The organism is Xanthomonas maliensis, assembly GCF_009192945.1.
GTDB classification, from domain to species: domain Bacteria; phylum Pseudomonadota; class Gammaproteobacteria; order Xanthomonadales; family Xanthomonadaceae; genus Xanthomonas; species Xanthomonas maliensis.
This window is the reverse complement of the sequence record NZ_NSET01000068.1, coordinates 38,731-57,045: the sequence shown is the minus strand read 5'-3', so window position 1 is coordinate 57,045 and position 18,315 is coordinate 38,731. Positions and strand designations below refer to the sequence as shown.

Here is an 18,315-nt window from a genome sequence, read left to right as displayed (position 1 = left end):
CGCCAAGCACCGATCTGACGGCAAACAGGAGCCGGCTCGCGCGGCCATCGCATCGGCTGGCGTATGCTGCGCCGCCTTCCTCGCCGTTGCCGAGTCCGCATGAGTGTCGCCATCGTCTGGTTCCGTCGTGATCTGCGCCTGCAAGACAATCCGGCGCTGCGTGCTGCGTTGGACGCGGGCCATCGCCCGATCCCGCTGTATATCGATGCCCCGCACGAAGAGGGCGCCTGGGCGCCGGGGGCCGCCTCGCGGGCCTGGCGGCATCGCTCGCTGGCCGCCCTGGACGCCTCGCTGCGCGAACGCGGCAGCGCCCTGGTGATCCGCGCGGGCGATAGCGAACAGGTCTTGCAGCAGCTCATCGCCGAGACCGGCGCAGTCGCGGTGTATTGGAACCGCAAGTATGAGCCGGCCACCCAGCCGCGCGATGCGCGCATCAAACGCGCCCTGCGCGAACAGGGGTTGGAGGTGCTCAGCTGCAATGCCAGCCTGCTGTTCGAGCCCTGGGACCTGGCGACCCAGCAGGGTGGGCCGTACAAGGTGTTCACCCCGTTCTGGCGCAATGCGCTGACGCAGTTGCACCTGCCCGCGCCGGTGTCCGCGCCGACACAGCTGCCGCCGTTGCCGACAGGGCTGGCGACCGGTCCGCTCGACACGCTGGGCTTGCAGCCGGCATTGGCCTGGGACGCCGGGTTCTGGGGCCAGTGGCAGCCGGGCGAGGCGGGCGCGCACGAGGCGCTGGAGGTGTTCGTCGAGGGCGCCCTGGGCGGTTACCGCGAGGGTCGCGACCGCCCCGATCGCGTCGGTACCTCGCAGCTGTCGCCGTACCTGCATTTTGGCGAGATCGCGCCCTGGCGCATTGCGGCCACGCTGCAGTCGCAGCGCAGCGCCAGCAACGGAGCCGATGTCGATGCCTATATCCGCCAGCTGGGCTGGCGCGATTTCGCCTATCACCTGCTGCACCATTTCCCCGAGACGCCCCAGCACAATCTCAATCCGCGCTTCGATCAGTTCGATTGGGCCCAGGTCGAGCCGCAGGCGCTGGCAGCGTGGCAGCGCGGACGTACCGGCATCCCGATCATCGATGCAGGCATGCGTCAGCTCTGGCACACCGGCTGGATGCACAACCGTGTGCGCATGCTGGTGGCCAGCCTGTTGTGCAAGCATCTGCGCGTGCACTGGAGCGAAGGTGCGCGTTGGTTCTGGGACACGCTGGTCGACGCGGACCTGGCCAACAACACCTTGGGCTGGCAATGGGTGGCCGGGACCGGCGCCGATGCTGCGCCGTATTTCCGCGTGTTCAATCCGGTAACGCAGGCAGAGAAATTCGATCCGCAGGCGCGCTACATCACCCGCTGGGTTCCGGAGTTGGAGGGCTTGCCGCTCAAGCAACGCTTCGCGCCCTGGCAGTCGCCGCAGGCGCTGGCGCGGTGTGCGCCGCACTATCCGCGCGTTCCCATCGTGGATCTGGCGCAGGGCCGGGACGGCGCATTGGCCGCCTATGCCAAGACGCGCGGCTAAGCAGGCGCGGTATTGCTGAATGAAAGACCCGTCGCGAGCGCATGGCGCGGGGTTTCATCATGTGGCAGTCGCGTTGCGCTGTTTATCCTGCGCGACACGATTGAGCGCCGGATGGTCCGGCCGGAGGAAAACGCCATGTCCCCAGCAGCCAGCAAGAGCCTTGCCGTCGCGCTGGTCAGCGCAATTGCGCTGTCCGCCTGCGCTACCGGTGGGTCGTACGTTCAACGCGACCAATACGGTGACCAGACCCAACAGCAGAACCGTACCGGGCGCAACGCTCTGATCGGGACTGCGATTGGCGTGGCTGCCGGCCTGTTGACCGGCGACAGCGCTACCGAGCGCCGCCAGCACGCGATGATCGGCGCCGGTATCGGCGCGCTCAGTGGTGCGGCAGTGGGTCAGTACCAGGATCGCCAGGAGCGTGCGTTGCGCGAGCGCACCGCCAATACCGGCATCGACGTGCAGCGGCAGGGCGATAACATCACCTTGAACCTGCCGGACGGCATCACCTTCGACTTCGGTAAGTCTGCGCTCAAGCCGCAGTTCTATACCGCCCTCAACGGCGTCGCCTCGACCCTGCGCGAGTACAACCAGACGATGGTGGAAGTGGTCGGCCACACCGATAGCGTCGGCAGCGATGCGGTCAACCAGCGCCTGTCGGAAGAGCGCGCCGGCGCCGTGGCGCAATACCTTACCGCGCAAGGCGTGCAGCGCGAACGCATGGAGACAATGGGGGCAGGCAAGCGCTACCCGATCGCCGACAACGGCACCGAGGCAGGCCGCGCGCAGAATCGCCGCGTTGAGATCCGCCTGATTCCGTTGCGCGAGGATCGGACGACTAGCAGCACCGGCATGCGCTGATCTGCAACCACCGCACGCCGGCCGCCACGGCGGTCCGGCGTGCGGCGTGGCCTGTCGCTGCGCGAGAGCCGAGTCCCTACGACGGCGATGCGGCTGGTCTGCGGCCGGTGCCGACCACGGCTATCTCACGGCGGCGTTGCTGGCCGAGCGGCAATCGCCACGCTCACCGCCCGGCGTGTTGTTGGAGGTGCGACACGCGAGCGGATTGCGTAACGGCGATCCGCCAACGTTTAAGCTCAAGCTGTCGCGTGTTCCAGGATGCGTTTGCCTTCGGCACGCAGTTCCGCATCGGCTTCCACTTCCAGCTCCGCCTCCTGACCGGCTTTTTGCGCTGCCAGCCGTGCCGGGCACTGCGCCATCATGTAGTCGGCGTCGAAGTTCAATCGCGTCACCAGGAAATCGACAAAGGCGCGTACCTTGGGCGAGACCAGGCGTCCGCCGGCAAACACCGCGTTGAAATCCACTTCCGGCCCGGTCCAGCCGGCGAGGACGCGCCGCACCATGCCCGATTGCACAAACGGCTTGGCCATCACATCGCCGGTCAGCAACAAGCCTTCGCCGCACAGTACCGCGCCGTTGAGCGCTGCGGGGTCGTTGGCCACCATCAGTGGATTGACCGGGAATTCGCGCACTTCGCTGCCGTCGCTGAGCGACCAGAAGAAGCGATTGTTGTGCACGTTGCGGTTCTTGCGCAGCGCCAGCGTGCGGTGGAACTGCAGTTCATCCGGATGCAGCGGTTCGCCATAGCGTTCGATGTAAGACGGACTGGCGAACACCTGGGTGCGCAGGCTGCCCAGCTTGCGCGCAACCAGATTCGAATCGGGCAGGGTACCGACACGTAGCGCCAGATCGGCTTCGCCGCCGATCAAGTCGAGCTTCTCGTTACCCAGATGCATGTCCAACTGGATCTCCGGGTACTGCGCGTGGAACTCGCCCAGCAACGGTGCGATCCAGGTGATGCCCAGCGAATAGGGCACGGTGAAGCGCAACCAGCCACGCGGGCCGGATTGCAGTTGTCCGACTGCGCTTTCGGCTTCTTCCAGCTCGCGCGCGATCCGCTGGCAGTGTTCGTGATAGACCGAACCGGCTTCGGTCAGACCGATGCGCCGCGTCGTCCGGTGCAGCAGGCGCGCGCCGAGCCGTGTTTCCAGTTCCTGCACCTTGCGGCTGACGGTGGTCTTGGGCAAGCCAAGCGCATTGGCCGCGGCGATGAAGCTGCCTTGCTCGACCACCTTGACGAAGATCAGGGTGTCGTTGAGATCGTGGGTCATGGGAGTACCTTCCGGGGGCTGGAGGGATTGGACCGCTTGCGGGACGATTATTCCCCTAAATCCGGACTAATCAAGTGCGGCTTTGCGGCTTAACTTATGCGGCATCCCCTTGATGCAGGAGCGCCGCCATGTGGTTGCGCCGACTTTTTGGTTGTCCGATCAGCGATCGTAGCGCGCTCGAAAGTGCATTCGACCCGGTCGTTTCGCCTAATAATCAAACACATAGCCGTCCTCGGGGCGGCTACGCCGCGCCCCGCCGCTCCCAGATCGGCGGGGCGCCGACAAAACGGACTGGACTGTCCGCACGGCTGCTGCAGAGTGGCATTGTCCCGATCTTGGGAGGAAAAGTCCCATGAGCGGGATGGTCCAATCCGAGACGGTCGTCATCGGCGGCAGTGGTCGCGTTGGTGCCGGCGTGGTCGCTGCGTTACTGGAGGCGCAGCTGCCGGTGCTGGCCGTCGGTCGCGATGCGGCCAGGCTGGAAGCCTTGCGTACCCGGCATGGCGACTCGCCGCTGCTGGACACATTGCAGGCATCGGTCGCCGATGATGTTCGCGCGCAGGCGTTGGCCGCCGCGCTGGCTCAGCGCGCGCGCCCGCTGGGAGCGGTGGTCGCCAGCCTGGGGAGCCCACGCACCCCGGGGCGCGTGCTCGATCGGCCGGTCGCCGCCCTGCGTCGTCGCCTGGAGCGCGATCTGCTGCCGCACCTGGCCGCTGCTCGCCATCTGATGCCGTTGCTGGCCGAGGCCGATCGTGGCGGGCGCTACCTGCTGGTCGGCAACCCCTGCGCGCTGCGGGCATGGTCGGCATTGGGCGACGTGTCGGTCGCCGCTGCGGCCACCCGCATGCTTGCGCAGGTGCTGCACGAAGAAGCCAAGCCGCTGGGCGTGCGTCTGCACCTGCTGTCGGTCGAGCAGCCAGTGTGTACGACGAGCCAGGACGCCTGCCCGGAATGGATCCGCGCAGTGGACGTCGGTCGCGCCGCGGTGTCGCTGCTCACCGGGACTGGCCAGCCCGGACAAGCCATCGTGACCGTCAGCCGGCCTTCGGCCTCCGCACCTTCGGCCGGCCGTCTTGCCGGTCTGCAATTCCCCCTCACCACCCGAGAGATCTCCCCATGACGAACGCCACCCCGTTCCCTATTTCCTTGCGTACTGCCGTGGCCGGCGCCGTGCTGGCGATCGTGCTGGCCGGTTGCGGCAGTCAGGCTGCCGAAACCGCTGCGCCGCCGCCGCCCAGCGTCAGTGCCGCGCCGGTATTGCTGAAGCAGGTCAGCCAGTGGGACGAATTCAGCGGCCGCATCGAGCCGGTGGAAAGCGTCGAATTGCGCCCGCGCGTATCCGGCTACATCGACCAGGTCAATTACGATGAAGGTCAGGAAGTGAAGAAGGGCGATGTGCTCTTCAGCATCGACGACCGCAGCTATCGTGCCGAACTGGCACGCGCCAATGCCAGCCTGGCCCGTGCCCGCACCCAGGCGACCTTGGCCCGTAGCGAGGCGGCGCGCGCACGCAAGCTGTCCGAGCAACAGGCCATCTCCACCGAGGCCTGGGAGCAGCGTCGCGCGGCCGCCGAACAAGCCGATGCCGAGGTGTTGGCCGCCCAGGCGGCGGTGGACACCGCAAAGCTCAACCTGGACTGGACACGCGTGCGTGCGCCGATCGACGGCCGTGCCGGACGTGCGATGGTGACCGCCGGCAATCTGGTGAGCGCTGGCGACAGCGCCAGCGTGCTGACCACGCTGGTGTCGCTGGACAAGGTGTTCGTGTATTTCGATGCCGACGAGGCCACCTTCCTGCGCTATTCGCAGATGGCCCGCAACGGCGAACGTCCGGACGGGCGTAACGGTGAGTTGCCGGTGCGCATCGGTCTGGTCGGTGAGCAGGGATTCCCGCATGCCGGCCGGGTCGATTTCCTCGACAACCAGCTTGCGCGCAGCACCGGCACCATCCGCGTACGCGCGGTGCTGGATAACGCGCAGCGGCAGTTCACTCCCGGGCTCTACGCCCATGTGCAGTTGCTTGGTAGCGGCCAGTTCCAGGCCATGTTGATCGACGACAAAGCCGTGTTGACCGACCAGGACCGCAAGTACGTCTATGTCGTCGACAAGCTGGGCAAGGCGCAGCGTCGCGATGTGGAGCTTGGACGCACTGCCGAGGGCTTGCGCATCGTGCATAAGGGCCTTGAAGCCGGCGACCGCGTGGTGGTCGATGGCGTGCAGAAGATCTTCATGCCCGGTATGCCGGTCGATGCCAAGGCCGTGGCCATGGCGCGACCCGTCGACAAGCGCACCGCCGCGAACTGATCCATCGCCGCAGCGCTCTCCGTGACCGGTTCGCATTGGCGGACCGGCACGGGCGAGTGATGCCGCACCGCCACTGGCGGTACTTACACAGGACCATTCCCCATGGACTTTTCCCGTTTTTTCATCGACCGACCGATCTTCGCGGCGGTGCTGTCGATCATCATCTTCGCTGCCGGCCTGATCGCCATGCCGTTGTTGCCGATCAGCGAATATCCGGAAGTGGTACCGCCGAGCGTGCAGGTGCGCGCGGTGTACCCCGGCGCCAATCCCAAGGTCATCGCCGAAACCGTCGCCACGCCGCTGGAAGAAGCCATCAACGGCGTGGAAAACATGATGTACATGAAGTCTGTCGCCGGCTCCGATGGCGTGCTGGTGGTCACCGTGACCTTCAAGCCGGGCACCGATCCGGATCAGGCCCAGGTGCAGGTGCAGAACCGCGTCAGCCAGGCACAGGCGCGCCTGCCCGAGGACGTGCGCCGACAAGGTGTGACGACCCAGAAGCAGTCACCGACGCTGACGATGGTCGTGCACCTGACCTCGCCCAAGGGCAAGTACGACTCCTTGTACCTGAGCAACTACGCCACTTTGAAGGTCAAGGACGAGTTGTCGCGCCTGCCTGGCGTTGGCCAGATCCAGATCTTCGGTGCCGGCGACTACGCCATGCGGATCTGGCTGGATCCGGACAAGGTGGCTGCGCGCGGCTTGACCGCCAGCGACGTGGTGGCGGCGATCCGCGAGCAGAACGTGCAGGTGTCTGCCGGCCAACTGGGCGCCGAGCCGATGCCCAACGCCAGCGATTTTCTGCTGTCGATCAATGCGCAGGGCCGGCTGACCACCGAAGAGGAGTTCGGCAAGATCGTCATCCGCAGCGGCGGTGCCGGCGAGATCGTGCACCTGTCGGACGTGGCGCGGCTGGAACTGGGCGCGGGCAACTACACACTGCGCTCGCAGCTGGACAACCAGAACGCGGTCGGCATGGGCGTGTTCCAGGCGCCAGGCGCCAATGCGATCGAATTGTCGGACGCAGTGCGCGCCAAGATGGCGGAGCTGGAAAAGCAGTTCCCGCAGGACGTGGCCTGGTCGGCCGCGTATGACCCGACGGTGTTCGTGCGCGACTCGATCAGCGCGGTAGTGCACACCCTGCTGGAAGCGGTGCTGCTGGTGGTGTTGGTGGTGATCCTGTTCCTGCAGACCTGGCGTGCGTCGATCATCCCGTTGCTGGCGGTGCCGGTGTCGGTGGTGGGGACTTTCGCGGCGCTGTACCTGCTGGGCTTTTCGATCAATACGCTGAGCCTGTTCGGCCTGGTGTTGGCCATCGGCATCGTGGTCGACGACGCCATCGTGGTGGTGGAAAACGTCGAGCGCAATATCGAAGAAGGCCTGACTCCGCTCGCGGCGGCCCACCAGGCCATGCGCGAGGTGTCCGGGCCGATCATTGCGATTGCCCTGGTGCTGTGCGCGGTGTTCGTACCGATGGCATTTCTGTCGGGCGTGACCGGGCAGTTCTATAAGCAGTTCGCGGTGACCATCGCCATTTCCACGGTGATCTCGGCGATCAACTCACTGACGCTGTCGCCGGCGTTGGCGGCGATGCTGCTGAAGTCGCACGACGCGCCCAAGGACGGCCCGTCGCGTCTGATCGATCGTCTGTTCGGCTGGCTGTTCCGTCCGTTCAATCGCTTCTTCCATACCAGCTCGGACAAGTATCAGCGGGCGGTGTCGCGCACGCTGGGCAAGCGTGGTGTGGTGTTCGTGGTCTATCTGTTGCTGTTGGTCGGCACCGGCTTGATGTTCAAGGCGGTACCGGGCGGCTTCATCCCGACCCAGGACAAGCTCTACCTGATCGCCGGTACCAAGTTGCCGGAAGGTGCCTCGCTGGAGCGCACCAACGCGGTGATCCGGCAGATCACCCAGATTGCGCTGCAGACCGAGGGCGTCGATCATGCGATCGCCTTCCCGGGACTGAATCCGCTTCAGTTCACCAACACGCCCAATACCGGCACGGTGTTCCTGACTCTCAAGCCGTTCGGCGAACGTAAGCGCAGTGCGGCGGAGATCAACGCGGAAATCAACGCACGCATCGGGCAGATCCAGCAGGGCTTCGCGTTCGCGTTCATGCCGCCGCCGATCCTGGGTCTGGGGCAGGGCTCGGGCTATTCGTTGTACATCCAGGACCGTGCGGGCCTGGGCTATGGCCAGCTGCAGCAGGCGGTGACGGCGATGTCCGGGGCGATCTCGCAGACGCCGGGCATGCAGTTCCCGATCGGCACCTATCAGGCCAATGTGCCGCAGCTCGATGCCAAGGTCGATCGCGAGAAGGCCAAGGCGCAAGGCGTGCCGTTGACCAACCTGTTCGATACGCTGCAGACCTATCTGGGCTCGTCGTATGTCAACGACTTCAATCGCTTCGGTCGCACCTACCAAGTGATCGCCCAGGCCGATGGCCCGTTCCGCGACAGCGTGGAAGACATCGCCAACCTGCGGACCCGCAACGAGCGCGGCGAGATGGTGCCGATCGGCAGCATGATCACCCTGGGCCAGACCTATGGACCGGATCCGGTGATCCGCTACAACGGCTACCCGGCTGCCGATCTGATCGGCGAGGCCGATCCGCGCGTGCTGTCCTCCACCGAAGCAATGCAGACGCTGTCCGGCATGGCACCCAAGGTGTTGCCCAACGGCATGAACATCGAATGGACCGATCTCAGCTATCAGCAGTCCACGCAGGGCAATTCGGCGCTGATCGTGTTTCCGATGGCGGTGCTATTGGCCTTCCTGGTGCTGGCGGCGTTGTACGAGAGCTGGACGCTGCCATTGGCTGTGATCCTGATCGTGCCGATGACGCTGCTGTCGGCGCTGTTCGGAGTCTGGTTGACCGGTGGCGACAACAACGTATTCGTGCAGGTCGGCCTGGTGGTGTTGATGGGATTGGCCTGCAAGAACGCCATCCTGATCGTGGAGTTCGCCCGTGAGCTGGAAATGCATGGCCGCGGCATCGTCGAGGCAGCGCTGGAGGCTTGTCGCCTGCGTCTGCGCCCGATCGTGATGACCTCCATCGCCTTCATCGCCGGCACCGTGCCGTTGGTGCTGGGCCAGGGGGCTGGCGCCGAGGTGCGCTCGGTCACCGGCATTACGGTGTTCGCCGGCATGTTGGGCGTCACCCTGTTCGGCCTGTTCCTGACCCCTGTGTTCTACGTGGCGCTGCGCAAGTGGGTGACCCGTCGTGGGCCCGCTGCACAGGCGGCCGTTCCGCATGACGCCGTCAAGGCGTGATGCCATCCATCCCCCATCTTGAAGGACTGACACATGAGCACGACCAAAATCGCCCTGGTCACCGGCGCCACTCGCGGGATCGGCCTGGAGACCGTTCGACAACTGGCCGAGGCCGGCGTGCATACGCTGCTGGCCGGCCGCAGGCGCGACGATGCCATTGCCGCTGCGCTCAAACTGCAGGTCGAAGGCCTGCCGGTGGAAGCTATCCAGCTCGACGTCACCGATGACATCAGCATCGCCGCGGCGGTCGGTACGGTGGAACAGCGCCACGGCCACCTCGACATCCTGGTCAACAACGCCGGCATCATGATCGACGATGTCCAACGCAAGCCGTCCGAGCAGAGCATGGCGACCTGGGAGCGGACCTTCGACACCAACCTGTTTGCGGTGGTGGCGGTGACCAAGGCCTTGTTGCCGCTGCTGCGGCGTTCGCTGGCTGGGCGCATCGTCAATGTGTCGAGCATCCTCGGTTCGCTGACCCTGCACAGCCAGCCCGGTTCGCCGATTTACGACTTCAAACTGGCGGCCTACGACGCGTCCAAGAGCGCGCTCAATAGCTGGACCGTGCACTTGGCCCACGAACTGCGCGACACCGCCATCAAGGTCAATACCGTGCATCCGGGCTACGTGAAAACCGACATGAACAACGGCGTGGGCGAACTGGAGATCGCCGACGGCGCGCGCAGCAGTGTGCTGATGGCATTGCTGGATGCGCATGGCGCCAGCGGCAGCTTCACCCACCTGGGGGAGGTGCTGCCATGGTGAAGTCCATCCTTGCCGGCGCGCTGGCCGCGGTGGTGCTGAGTGGTTGCGCGGTCGGGCCGGACTACCGGCCCGAGCCGCCGGCGTCGGTGCAGTTGCAGGGCGCGCAGGATGCCGCCTTCAGCGCGGCGGCACCGATCGGCAACTGGTGGTCGCAGTTCGACGACCCGGTGCTGGAGCAGCTGGTGCGCGATGCCTTGTTCGCCAATCACGATCTGCGCATCGCCGTGGCGCGTGTCAAGCAGGCCCGCGCAGTGTTTGTCGAACGCCGGCTCGACCAGGCGCCGCATGTCACCGCGCAGGGCAGCTTCGATCGCCGCGAGCAGCAACAGGTGATCGCCGGCAACCAGCGTTTTCTGACCGAAACCACCACGCTGGGACTGGACGCGGCCTGGGAACTGGATCTGTTCGGTCGGCAGCGACGCGCCGCCGAAGCCGCGCGTGCCGACCTGGAGGCCGAGCAGGCGGGCCTGCAGGACGTACAGGTCACCGTCGCCGCCGAGGTGGCGCGCAACTATTTTCAATTGCGTGGTACCCAGAAGCAGGTGGAGGTGGCGCAGCGCACCCTGGTGAATCTGCGCGAGACGCAGCGGTTGACCCAAGCCCGCCTGGACTTGGGCGCCGGCAGCGAGCTGGACGTGCAGAGCAGCCTGGCGCGACTGAAGGCGATCGAGGCGGATATTCCGCAACTGGAAGCGGTGCAGGCGCAGTATCGTCATCGCCTGGCGGTGCTGCTCGGGCAGCCGCCCACGGCACTGGACGCGACGCTGGCGCCGCGCCCGATGCCACCGTTCGCGCGTGCATTGCCGCTGGGCGACACCGCCGGCTTGTTGCGGCAACGTCCGGACGTGCGCAGCGCCGAGCGCCGGCTGGCTGCGGCCACCGCCCAGGTCGGCGTTGCCACGGCCGATCTGTTTCCGCGCATCAGCGTGAGTGGCTTCGTCGGCTTTCTGTCCGGCGATGCGGCGCGGTTGACCAATAGCGGAAGCAAGGCCTGGTCGATCACCCCGTCGATCAGCTGGGCCGCGTTTGACTTCGGTAGCGTGCGGGCGCGCTTGCGCGCCAGCCAGGCCGAAGCCGAGGGCGCGCTGGCGCAGTACCAGCAGAGCGTGTTGCTGGCGCTGGAGGACACCGAAAACGCGTTGACCAGCTACGGCCGGCAACAGGCGCGGTTGGCGATCGTGGTCGAACAGGCCAGCGCCGCCCGGCGTGCCGAGGAGCTGGCGCAGATCCGTTATCGCGAAGGGTCGCAGGACTTTTTGACCCTGCTCGATGCCCAGCGCACTCAGCTGGCGGCCGACGATGCGCTGGCCCAGGCCGAGGCGGCCGTCAACGTGGGCGTGGTCGGGGTCTACAAGGCGCTGGGCGGTTGGAAGCAGGAGCCGACCACGGCCGAGACCCCGGTGGCGGTGGTGCAGCGCTGACCTCTGTGGTGGATCGACCGACCATCGCCTCGCGGCGGCAGGCCGAGCGCGCGGATCACTCGGCGATCCGCGCGCTGTCGCGGCCACCGTTCTTGGCCAGATAGAGGGCAGCGTCGGCACGCGAGAACCAATCCTGCCAGTGGGTTTCGCCAGCGTGGCGCGCGGCACCCAGCGAAACGGTGATGCGTCCGCCGGGGCCACGCAGGCTGTTGCGGATCACCTTGCGCAGGCGTTCGGTGGCCGCTTCCAGTTCAGGCGAAGAGCCGGCGCGCAGCAGCACGACGAATTCCTCGCCGCCAAAGCGGAAGACCTGGTGCGGGTCGCGGACCTCGAAGCGCAGGATGGTGGCCAAGTCGGCCAGCGCGGCATCGCCGGCGGCATGCCCGTAGAGGTCGTTGACCTCCTTGAAATGGTCCAGATCCAGGATGATCAGGCTGTTGAGCCGCTCGTGCGGATGCCGGTGGTCGATCTGCTGGGTGAGCGCGCGCTCAAGCATGCGCCGGTTCGGCAAGCCGGTGAGCGCGTCGAGCGAGGCCAGTTCCTCCAGATGCACACGGTCGTCCTGCAGCCGCAACGAGAACGCATAGCCCACCGCCAGCGTGACCAGGCTGACGACTACCGTGGAGATGCCCTGGCCGGGACTGACGGTCAGGAAGGGCAGAAACAACAACGCCGCCAGCAAGGGCAGGCTCAACAGCACGGCGCGCTGCGGATCGCACAACAAATAGTTGGTCGCCAATACCGGAAACAGCCACGGCAGGGCGCTGTCGCCGCCGGCCCAGCAAGCCAGCAGGCAGCCCGCCACGTTGATGGCCGCCAGCCAGAAACCGCCTCGGCCGGTCTGCTCGGCCCCGCGCATGCGCCAGCCGCGCCAGACTGCCAGCGCACCGAGCGGCGCGGCGAGCAGACAGGCGCGTTCGTCACCAATCACGGCCAGGTAAAGCGCATAGAGGCACAACAACAGCGCAGTGATCGGCCCCAACATCTTGACGATGCCAAGGCGGAAATCCCGCCGCAAATGGAGAATCACGATAGTGAGACACTCGAAGGATCGGAAGCAGTATCGGCCATTGGCCGTACAAGTTGAGCGAACGGCAGCATGGGCAACGCCCGCGACGCGCAGTCAGGTTGTCGGCTTCGCATGGACTTGACGGTGGCTGGCCCACGGTGGGGCAGGCCTCGGAGGACCCCAACCATGCCCACGCGCCAAGAACTCGATGCGCAGCTGGACGCCTTGCAGGAGGCATTGCCGCAGCTGGCCACCGATGAAGATGCCGATTTCGACTATCTGGATTTCCAGGCCCGCGCGGAGGCGCTGCTGCATTGCGCCACGTCGGCCGACCAGGAGCATGTCCGCGCCCGGGTCGACGGCATGCTGAACGCGGCCGGGTTGGTGCCCGGGGTTCCTCGGCAGCGCTGATGCCGTGACCTAAGAGCAGCTAAGGCGACGTCGTGCCGCCGATCGGCGCTGGCGACCGGAGCGGCACGTTGCGCCAGGATGTCCCGACAGCGCGGTTCGCAGCCTGGGAGGGCTGCCTGAAGCGCCCGCTTCACGTGTTCGCTTACCGCCGGTCCCAGCCTGAGAACACAAGCATTCACTCTGCGGCCACGACCCGGTTGCGCCCGGCCTGCTTGGCCCGGTAGAGCGCCTGGTCGGCGTGCCGCAGCAGCTCCGGGACGGTACCGGCCTGGGTCGGGAAGGTGGCGACGCCGAACGAGGCGGTGACCTTGGGTAACGATGCTCCATCGGCGGAGACCTGCAGCGCCTCGATGGACGCCCGCAGCTTCTCGGCCATCGTGCACGCGGTCTCCAGATCGGCCTCCGGCAGAATCACCGTCAGTTCCTCGCCGCCGTAGCGACAGCAGATATCCTCACCGCGTGTTTGTGCCAACAGCAGTTCGCCGATTGCGGCGAGCACGCGATCGCCACCGCCATGGCCGTGCAGGTCGTTGAAGCATTTGAAGTGATCCACATCCAGCATCAGCACCGACAGCGGCAGCTGGCGTCGCGTGCAGCGTGCCAGTTCGTGATTGAGCGCCTCCTCGAGGTAGCGGCGGTTGTACAGACCGGTGAGGGGGTCGCGGATCGACTGCTGGCGCAACGTCTCGCGCAGGCGCAGGTTATGCAAGGCCAGCGAGAGTTGCTCGGCGGCGGCTTCGGCGATCCTTATGACATCGGGGGCATGCGGATGTTCGCCGCGCAGGGTCAGCATGCCCAGCTGGATTCCCTGGGCCGAGAGCGGGATGCAGGCGGTGCTGCCGTGCGGCGGAAGATTGACGGTCGCGTGCTCGCAGAGCACCGAGCGACTGGCGTCGTCCACCACGTAGGTGCGATCGCGCCGTAGCGCCCAGCACTGTTCCGGGGTGATGCCATCGGTGCCGCCATCGGCCAGTTCCCCCCAGCTGACGACCTGCTCGGCCCGGTCGCGCGATGCCCGCAGCAGATACACCGCGCCGGAGGCACCAGGGATGAGCGGGGCAATGGTGCGTGCGGTGATTTTCAGCGCTTCCTCGGCATCGCGGCAGTTCTGCAGCAGCCCGGAATAGCGAGACAGCGCCTCCAGTCCGGCCGAGGTGCGTTCGAGGGTGGAGAACGAGTCGATCAGGCGGTCGTTGCTGCGGCTGGCCTCGCCCTCGGCACGCAGACGGCGCGCCAATTCGCGCGAGAGCAGCCGGTAGGCCAGTGCCATCACCAGCAGGCCGCTGATGATCCCGATCACCGTGATCCGCGCCACCCATTGCGCGCTGGTTTGGTTGGCCTGAGCCCGGGTCACCAGCATGCTGCGCTCCAGCGCGGTCATCGTCTGAACCTGGCGGCGTAGCGCCGTCGATGCCTTGAAGACGCCCTTGGCGATCGAGGTGCGTGCGCCGTCGATACCTGTGCTGCGGTAGCTGCCCAGCAAATCGTCCAGCTGGAGCCTGCGCTGTTCGATGAGCTGTTGTAGCGTCGCCACGTTGCGCTGTTGCAGCGGATTGTCCTGCACCAGCAGGTTCAGCCGGGTCAGCCGCTCGGGAAGACCGCCGATCGCGTCGGTGTAGACCCCCAGGAATGCCTCATCGTCGCTCAGCACGTAGCCGCGTGCGGACGACTCGGCCGACAACACCGTGGCCTGGATCTCGTCGATGCTGGCAATCACTTGCTGGGTATGGCTCACCCACGCGGCCGCGGACAGCGATCGCTGCGTCGCCGCGTAGCTGCCGACGCCGATCAGCACGAAGATCAGGCACCCCAGCAGCAGGGCGCTGGCCGCCTGGCGCTTGGCATTGGTACGCGGCATCGAGGTCTCCCAACTCACTGTTATGGTCGAGCTCGATGCAAGTGGCGTGCCTAGGATGGGCTCGCTACTGCGTCAGCCGTCGGTATTCTCACGACACGTCGCCGAGCAAGCGCCTGAGGTCATCTCCTCGGGGGTTATCAATTGATCGGTAAGACCAGCTTGGCAACGCCGCCCGGCCGGGGTTGGGTGGGTGGCTGGAGCATCCAGCAGGTCGGTCCGACTCGTGAGTGTGAGGTGGCGCGCGGTCATGTGGCGGTCGATTTCGGCGACCATCGAGCGGCGATCGCCGGCGCGCGGGCTGCCGGCATGCCGGTACTGGAAGCGATGCATGCCAAGACCTAGCGTCAGCGAGAGACCGAGGTCGAGATCGGGATCTCGCGGCTTGGCCGCTGGCCAAAGCCCAAGCGCATTGGAGGCTGGCGGCTGGTGTGCCTGTCGATCTCGCGCCCACCGCTGCCGATGCGGACTTGGCGCAGGATCATGTCCAGGCCGTCAATGGCACGCGATATGCTGCTTACCGGGCTAAGGCACCAGGAGTGCCATCCCCGAGGACGCCATGGAACACGCCACACTGCAGGCCTTCACCACCTTGCGCCAGGAAGCGACCGCCTTACGGGCCATGTTCGACCGCTTGCGCAGTGACTGCGATGTTGCCGCGTGGGCTAGCGGAGGCGCTCTATTGCCCAGGGCTGTTGCCGACCTTGATGGACCAGAAGCGTCACAACTTGACTCGAATGGGGGGTCTTAGACGTGAATGCCATGGAAAGGCCTAGGCCCCGACAGGGGCGGCTTGTATCACCTCCTGGTTGCATTTGCTTGGTTGGTTTGTTTGAGACCGAGTCCGGCGATCGGCCCCAATTAGATTGATGCTTGCCTCACAACGTTATTGATCTGATGCCGCGCTCACCAAGCTTGCTTGCGTTGGCTCGATGCCTAGTGAGTCGTCGTGAATCGCGTGTTCAATAGCTCGAATGAATCACCCCCATGGCCCGAACGAGCGGAGAAACGCTTGCTCAGGTAGCATCTGGGGATCGAGTCAAGATTGCGACTTCAGCCCACCTGTCCACGCATGTAGCATCTGACACTTAAGAAAGTGGCTCGAACATAAGTGACGGTGGTGATTGCCAGCTCTGGTTCGGTTGATGATAAGGGGCGTAACTACAAAAGCTCCGACTAAAATCCGTCCGTTACTCTTTGGGGTCTTTCGCCTAGCCGTTTCCCTGGCTCGATTCTTGGTGCCGTTTTACATTCGCATGTCGGCGTAATACGAAGTGGGCGCTACTGCTGGAGTGAATTTGTCGGTCGCGGACTCATGCGTAAGTGCGGATGTGCAGGTAATATCATCCCCGCGCTGTGCAACAGCCATCTCGCACATGGCTAGGTTATGAAGGGCGAATATAAAGAATGGCGCAGAAGAAATGGATGCCATGCCGGCTGCCGGCCGTCTTGCCTTGGCGTTCTTGAAGCTATGTCGATCCCGCTGAAAGAAATGGGGTATCGTTGACGGCGCGCGTCGCGATGGCGTCACGCAACATAGCACCAAGTGCGTGTCAAGAATTGCCCTCTATGCACAAAGGCGTTAGCGGAGATCCACGGTATGAACAGGAGTCCATTCTCGATCAGTGTTTTGGCCGCATCCGCTTAATTAAGTCGCAAGTGTGTCGCAGGTTTTGCGGCGTTAAGGTATCATGTATTCGGACTCTGGAACCTTTATCGCAATGTTTGCCTCGACTAAAGTAGCGATAAAATATGCCATTTTTGCATTAATCGCGACAGTTGCAAACATAGGTGCGCAGGACATGCTGGTCCGTGCATACGCTGGATCATTTGCAATTCCGGTATCTGTCATCATCGGGACCGGAGTCGGACTGGTTGTTAAATATCTTCTTGACAAGCGGTATATTTTCAGATTCATCGCTAAAAATACTGTTCACGATGCTCAGACGTTCGCGCTTTACGCGATCATGGGGGTGGTGACAACGGCCATCTTTTGGGGTATTGAATTTGGATTCCAGCAGGTATTTGGAACACGAGAAATGCGTTACCTGGGCGGGGTGATTGGCCTAGCGGTAGGCTATATCACCAAATATAATCTCGATAAGCGTTATGTTTTTAGAGAGGCCTCGCAGTGAGAGGGCGCCGAGAAGACGAGGATTGTGACCTCCTTCTCGCGTTAGGCTCTGGCAGAACTGGAAAATTCGGCTTCGGGTGGGTGAGTGAATTGGGCGGCAAACTTGGTCGGCGGGACGTCGCCGATCGAGAGTCTGCAAATTGAACCGTGTAACGGCCCTTTGAGAAGATGCGGCGTTGAGCCGGGAGGAGCTGTCGCATGAAGTTATCGAAAGAGCGCTTGGACGAGTGACCGCAGGTTTGTACGACGCTGGAGCAAATGGAGTCGTGCTGTATTCGCAGATGCTCCAGCACATGATCAACCGCTCGCTGGAAGCGGAGATGCCGGCGCATCTGGGACACGAACGGCATGGACGCAACGTGGCAGGCAACGTTCGCCATGGCGAGACCTGCGCGGCGGTGCAGAGCTAGATGGGCGAACTGGCGAACTGCAGGTGGAGACGCCGCGGGATGGTGAGGGCACCTTTGAGCCGCAACTGGTCCAGAAACGGCAAGTGCGCCTGGGCGGGACGGAGCCGAAGATCTTGGCCTTGTACGCCAAGGGCATGACCACCTGGGACATCGAGTCGGTACTGGTGGACTTGTACGGTCTGACGATCTCGCACACGTTAATCACGCGGGTGACCGATGCGGTGTTGGACCAAGCCCGCACTTGCCAGAGCCGGCCATTGGAAGCGATCTATCCGCTGATGTGTCTGGATGGGATCGTGGTGAAGGTGCAGCGGAACAAGCGGGTCTTCAACACATCGGCACATGTGGTGCTGGCAGTGAATTTGCCGCGGAGAAGAAGAAGTGTTGGGCCTTTCGCTGGCAGAGAGCCAAGCGTAAGCTCCCCCTATCCGCAGACGCCGCATAGGTAGATCTTTCTGGCATTGTTCCAAAGCCAGGAGGTTCCATTGGCTACAGCACGTGTCACGCATCAGGCAACAGCTTGAGCTACTGCGAAGCTGTCTTCTAACATACGAAAACGGGTGATTTCGTTGTCTTCAACGGTGAAGTCCAGGCAGAACTCGGACTCGATCAGCTTGCCGGTACGGATGACGCGTGACTTCAGTCTCCCGAGAGCGACAACGCGATTACCTTGCGCAAGAATGTCGTCGACGGTCAGCGACTCGGCTGCGGTCTGCTCCCTGAGTTGCGCATAGAATGACGCTGCACCGGCCTTGCCCACCTTGCGTCCGATCCAGGGAACAGTGCGGGTATCGCCCGCAACGAACCAATCGACCTGATCGCTGACCAGCTCTGCAATTTTCTCGGCAGATTCGCCGGTGCCGATGCGGTGTAAAAATTCTTGGACAATGGCGATGGAAGACGTAGACATGGGGTACCTGTTGATTGCAGGGCGCCTCAAGTTGCCTGCACCGATCTAAATTTTCGGTGGTGAAGCGATGAAGCATGACCTAACGAAATCGTGGCCGGAACCTCCATCGCGGTGTGGCCGATAGTTGTTTCGCAGATGGGTTTCAGTGCATGAGGCGCTGTGCCCGGGTTTGT

13 protein-coding genes and 1 pseudogene are annotated in these 18,315 nt (G+C 64.4%); 10 read left to right on the top strand and 4 right to left on the bottom strand.

The annotated features are described in order from the left end of the window. Positions 1-99 precede the first annotated feature (99 nt). Both CKY51_RS19900 and CKY51_RS19895 read left to right on the top strand, forming a co-directional pair. The gene (locus CKY51_RS19900; protein ID WP_022973478.1) at positions 100-1,518 is read left to right on the top strand and encodes a cryptochrome/photolyase family protein; all 1,419 of its coding nucleotides are present in this window, start codon (positions 100-102) and stop codon (positions 1,516-1,518) included. Between the two features lie 135 nt (positions 1,519-1,653). Continuing rightward, a complete protein-coding gene (locus CKY51_RS19895) occupies positions 1,654-2,379 on the top strand; it encodes a YiaD family glycine zipper/OmpA-like lipoprotein (RefSeq protein WP_031340373.1) in 726 nt (241 codons plus the stop codon). A 236-nt stretch (positions 2,380-2,615) separates the two neighbouring features. Here the strand turns inward: CKY51_RS19895 and CKY51_RS19890 are convergent, their stop codons facing one another. Then, positions 2,616-3,650: an XC_2801 family transcriptional regulator gene (locus CKY51_RS19890; protein ID WP_152249731.1), complete on the bottom strand. Its 1,035-nt coding sequence runs from the start codon at positions 3,648-3,650 to the stop codon at positions 2,616-2,618. Positions 3,651-4,002: 352 nt separating this feature from the next. Here CKY51_RS19890 and CKY51_RS19880 point away from each other — a divergent pair, with 352 nt between their 5' ends. From CKY51_RS19880 to CKY51_RS19860, 5 genes are all read left to right on the top strand, one after another. Beyond that, positions 4,003-4,770 (top strand): SDR family NAD(P)-dependent oxidoreductase, encoded by a 768-nt coding sequence (locus tag CKY51_RS19880; RefSeq protein WP_022973475.1) that lies wholly within the window; start codon positions 4,003-4,005, stop codon positions 4,768-4,770. Then, complete coding sequence (locus CKY51_RS19875) at positions 4,767-5,954, top strand: efflux RND transporter periplasmic adaptor subunit (RefSeq protein WP_022973474.1); 1,188 nt, start codon at positions 4,767-4,769, stop codon at positions 5,952-5,954. The genes CKY51_RS19880 and CKY51_RS19875 overlap by 4 nt, the downstream gene beginning before the upstream one ends. A gap of 102 nt (positions 5,955-6,056) precedes the next feature. Continuing rightward, a complete protein-coding gene (locus CKY51_RS19870) occupies positions 6,057-9,227 on the top strand; it encodes an efflux RND transporter permease subunit (RefSeq protein ID WP_152249730.1) in 3,171 nt (1,056 codons plus the stop codon). Positions 9,228-9,260: 33 nt separating this feature from the next. After that, positions 9,261-9,992: an SDR family oxidoreductase gene (locus tag CKY51_RS19865; protein ID WP_022973472.1), complete on the top strand. Its 732-nt coding sequence runs from the start codon at positions 9,261-9,263 to the stop codon at positions 9,990-9,992. Next, entirely contained in the window at positions 9,986-11,413 is a 1,428-nt protein-coding gene (locus CKY51_RS19860; RefSeq protein ID WP_022973471.1) for an efflux transporter outer membrane subunit, read from the top strand. The genes CKY51_RS19865 and CKY51_RS19860 overlap by 7 nt, the downstream gene beginning before the upstream one ends. Positions 11,414-11,468: 55 nt before the next feature. On the opposite strand, the gene CKY51_RS19855 is transcribed toward CKY51_RS19860, so the two are convergent. Then, positions 11,469-12,443, bottom strand: a complete 975-nt coding sequence (locus CKY51_RS19855) for a GGDEF domain-containing protein (RefSeq protein WP_022973470.1) — start codon at positions 12,441-12,443, stop codon at positions 11,469-11,471. Between the two features lie 165 nt (positions 12,444-12,608). Between CKY51_RS19855 and CKY51_RS19850 the strand changes: the two genes are divergently transcribed. Further along, positions 12,609-12,833: a hypothetical protein gene (locus tag CKY51_RS19850; RefSeq protein WP_031340369.1), complete on the top strand. Its 225-nt coding sequence runs from the start codon at positions 12,609-12,611 to the stop codon at positions 12,831-12,833. A 175-nt stretch (positions 12,834-13,008) separates the two neighbouring features. Here the strand turns inward: CKY51_RS19850 and CKY51_RS19845 are convergent, their stop codons facing one another. After that, positions 13,009-14,691, bottom strand: coding sequence for a GGDEF domain-containing protein (locus CKY51_RS19845; protein ID WP_022973469.1), 1,683 nt, complete (start codon positions 14,689-14,691; stop codon positions 13,009-13,011). A 1,718-nt stretch (positions 14,692-16,409) separates the two neighbouring features. Here CKY51_RS19845 and CKY51_RS19835 point away from each other — a divergent pair. Both CKY51_RS19835 and CKY51_RS19830 read left to right on the top strand, forming a co-directional pair. Then, complete coding sequence (locus CKY51_RS19835; RefSeq protein WP_152249728.1) at positions 16,410-16,823, top strand: GtrA family protein; 414 nt, start codon at positions 16,410-16,412, stop codon at positions 16,821-16,823. 197 nt (positions 16,824-17,020) lie between these two features. Continuing rightward, positions 17,021-17,643: pseudogene (locus CKY51_RS19830) on the top strand (transposase); the annotation flags it as partial. A gap of 97 nt (positions 17,644-17,740) precedes the next feature. On the opposite strand, the gene CKY51_RS19825 reads toward CKY51_RS19830, so the two are convergent. Beyond that, positions 17,741-18,142 carry a nuclear transport factor 2 family protein gene (locus tag CKY51_RS19825; protein ID WP_152249726.1) on the bottom strand — a complete coding sequence of 134 codons (402 nt, stop codon included), beginning with the start codon at positions 18,140-18,142 and terminating at the stop codon, positions 17,741-17,743. Between the last annotated feature and the right edge of the window lie 173 nt (positions 18,143-18,315).

Coding starts and splice junctions, on each gene's coding strand:
- CKY51_RS19900 (WP_022973478.1), top strand. CDS start 100: ATGAGTGTCGCCATCGTCTGGTTCCGTCGTGATCTGCGCCTGCAAGAC.
- CKY51_RS19845 (WP_022973469.1), bottom strand. CDS start 14,691: ATGCCGCGTACCAATGCCAAGCGCCAGGCGGCCAGCGCCCTGCTGCTG.
- CKY51_RS19860 (WP_022973471.1), top strand. CDS start 9,986: ATGGTGAAGTCCATCCTTGCCGGCGCGCTGGCCGCGGTGGTGCTGAGT.
- CKY51_RS19865 (WP_022973472.1), top strand. CDS start 9,261: ATGAGCACGACCAAAATCGCCCTGGTCACCGGCGCCACTCGCGGGATC.
- CKY51_RS19870 (WP_152249730.1), top strand. CDS start 6,057: ATGGACTTTTCCCGTTTTTTCATCGACCGACCGATCTTCGCGGCGGTG.
- CKY51_RS19875 (WP_022973474.1), top strand. CDS start 4,767: ATGACGAACGCCACCCCGTTCCCTATTTCCTTGCGTACTGCCGTGGCC.
- CKY51_RS19880 (WP_022973475.1), top strand. CDS start 4,003: ATGAGCGGGATGGTCCAATCCGAGACGGTCGTCATCGGCGGCAGTGGT.
- CKY51_RS19890 (WP_152249731.1), bottom strand. CDS start 3,650: ATGACCCACGATCTCAACGACACCCTGATCTTCGTCAAGGTGGTCGAG.
- CKY51_RS19850 (WP_031340369.1), top strand. CDS start 12,609: ATGCCCACGCGCCAAGAACTCGATGCGCAGCTGGACGCCTTGCAGGAG.
- CKY51_RS19835 (WP_152249728.1), top strand. CDS start 16,410: ATGTTTGCCTCGACTAAAGTAGCGATAAAATATGCCATTTTTGCATTA.
- CKY51_RS19825 (WP_152249726.1), bottom strand. CDS start 18,142: ATGTCTACGTCTTCCATCGCCATTGTCCAAGAATTTTTACACCGCATC.
- CKY51_RS19895 (WP_031340373.1), top strand. CDS start 1,654: ATGTCCCCAGCAGCCAGCAAGAGCCTTGCCGTCGCGCTGGTCAGCGCA.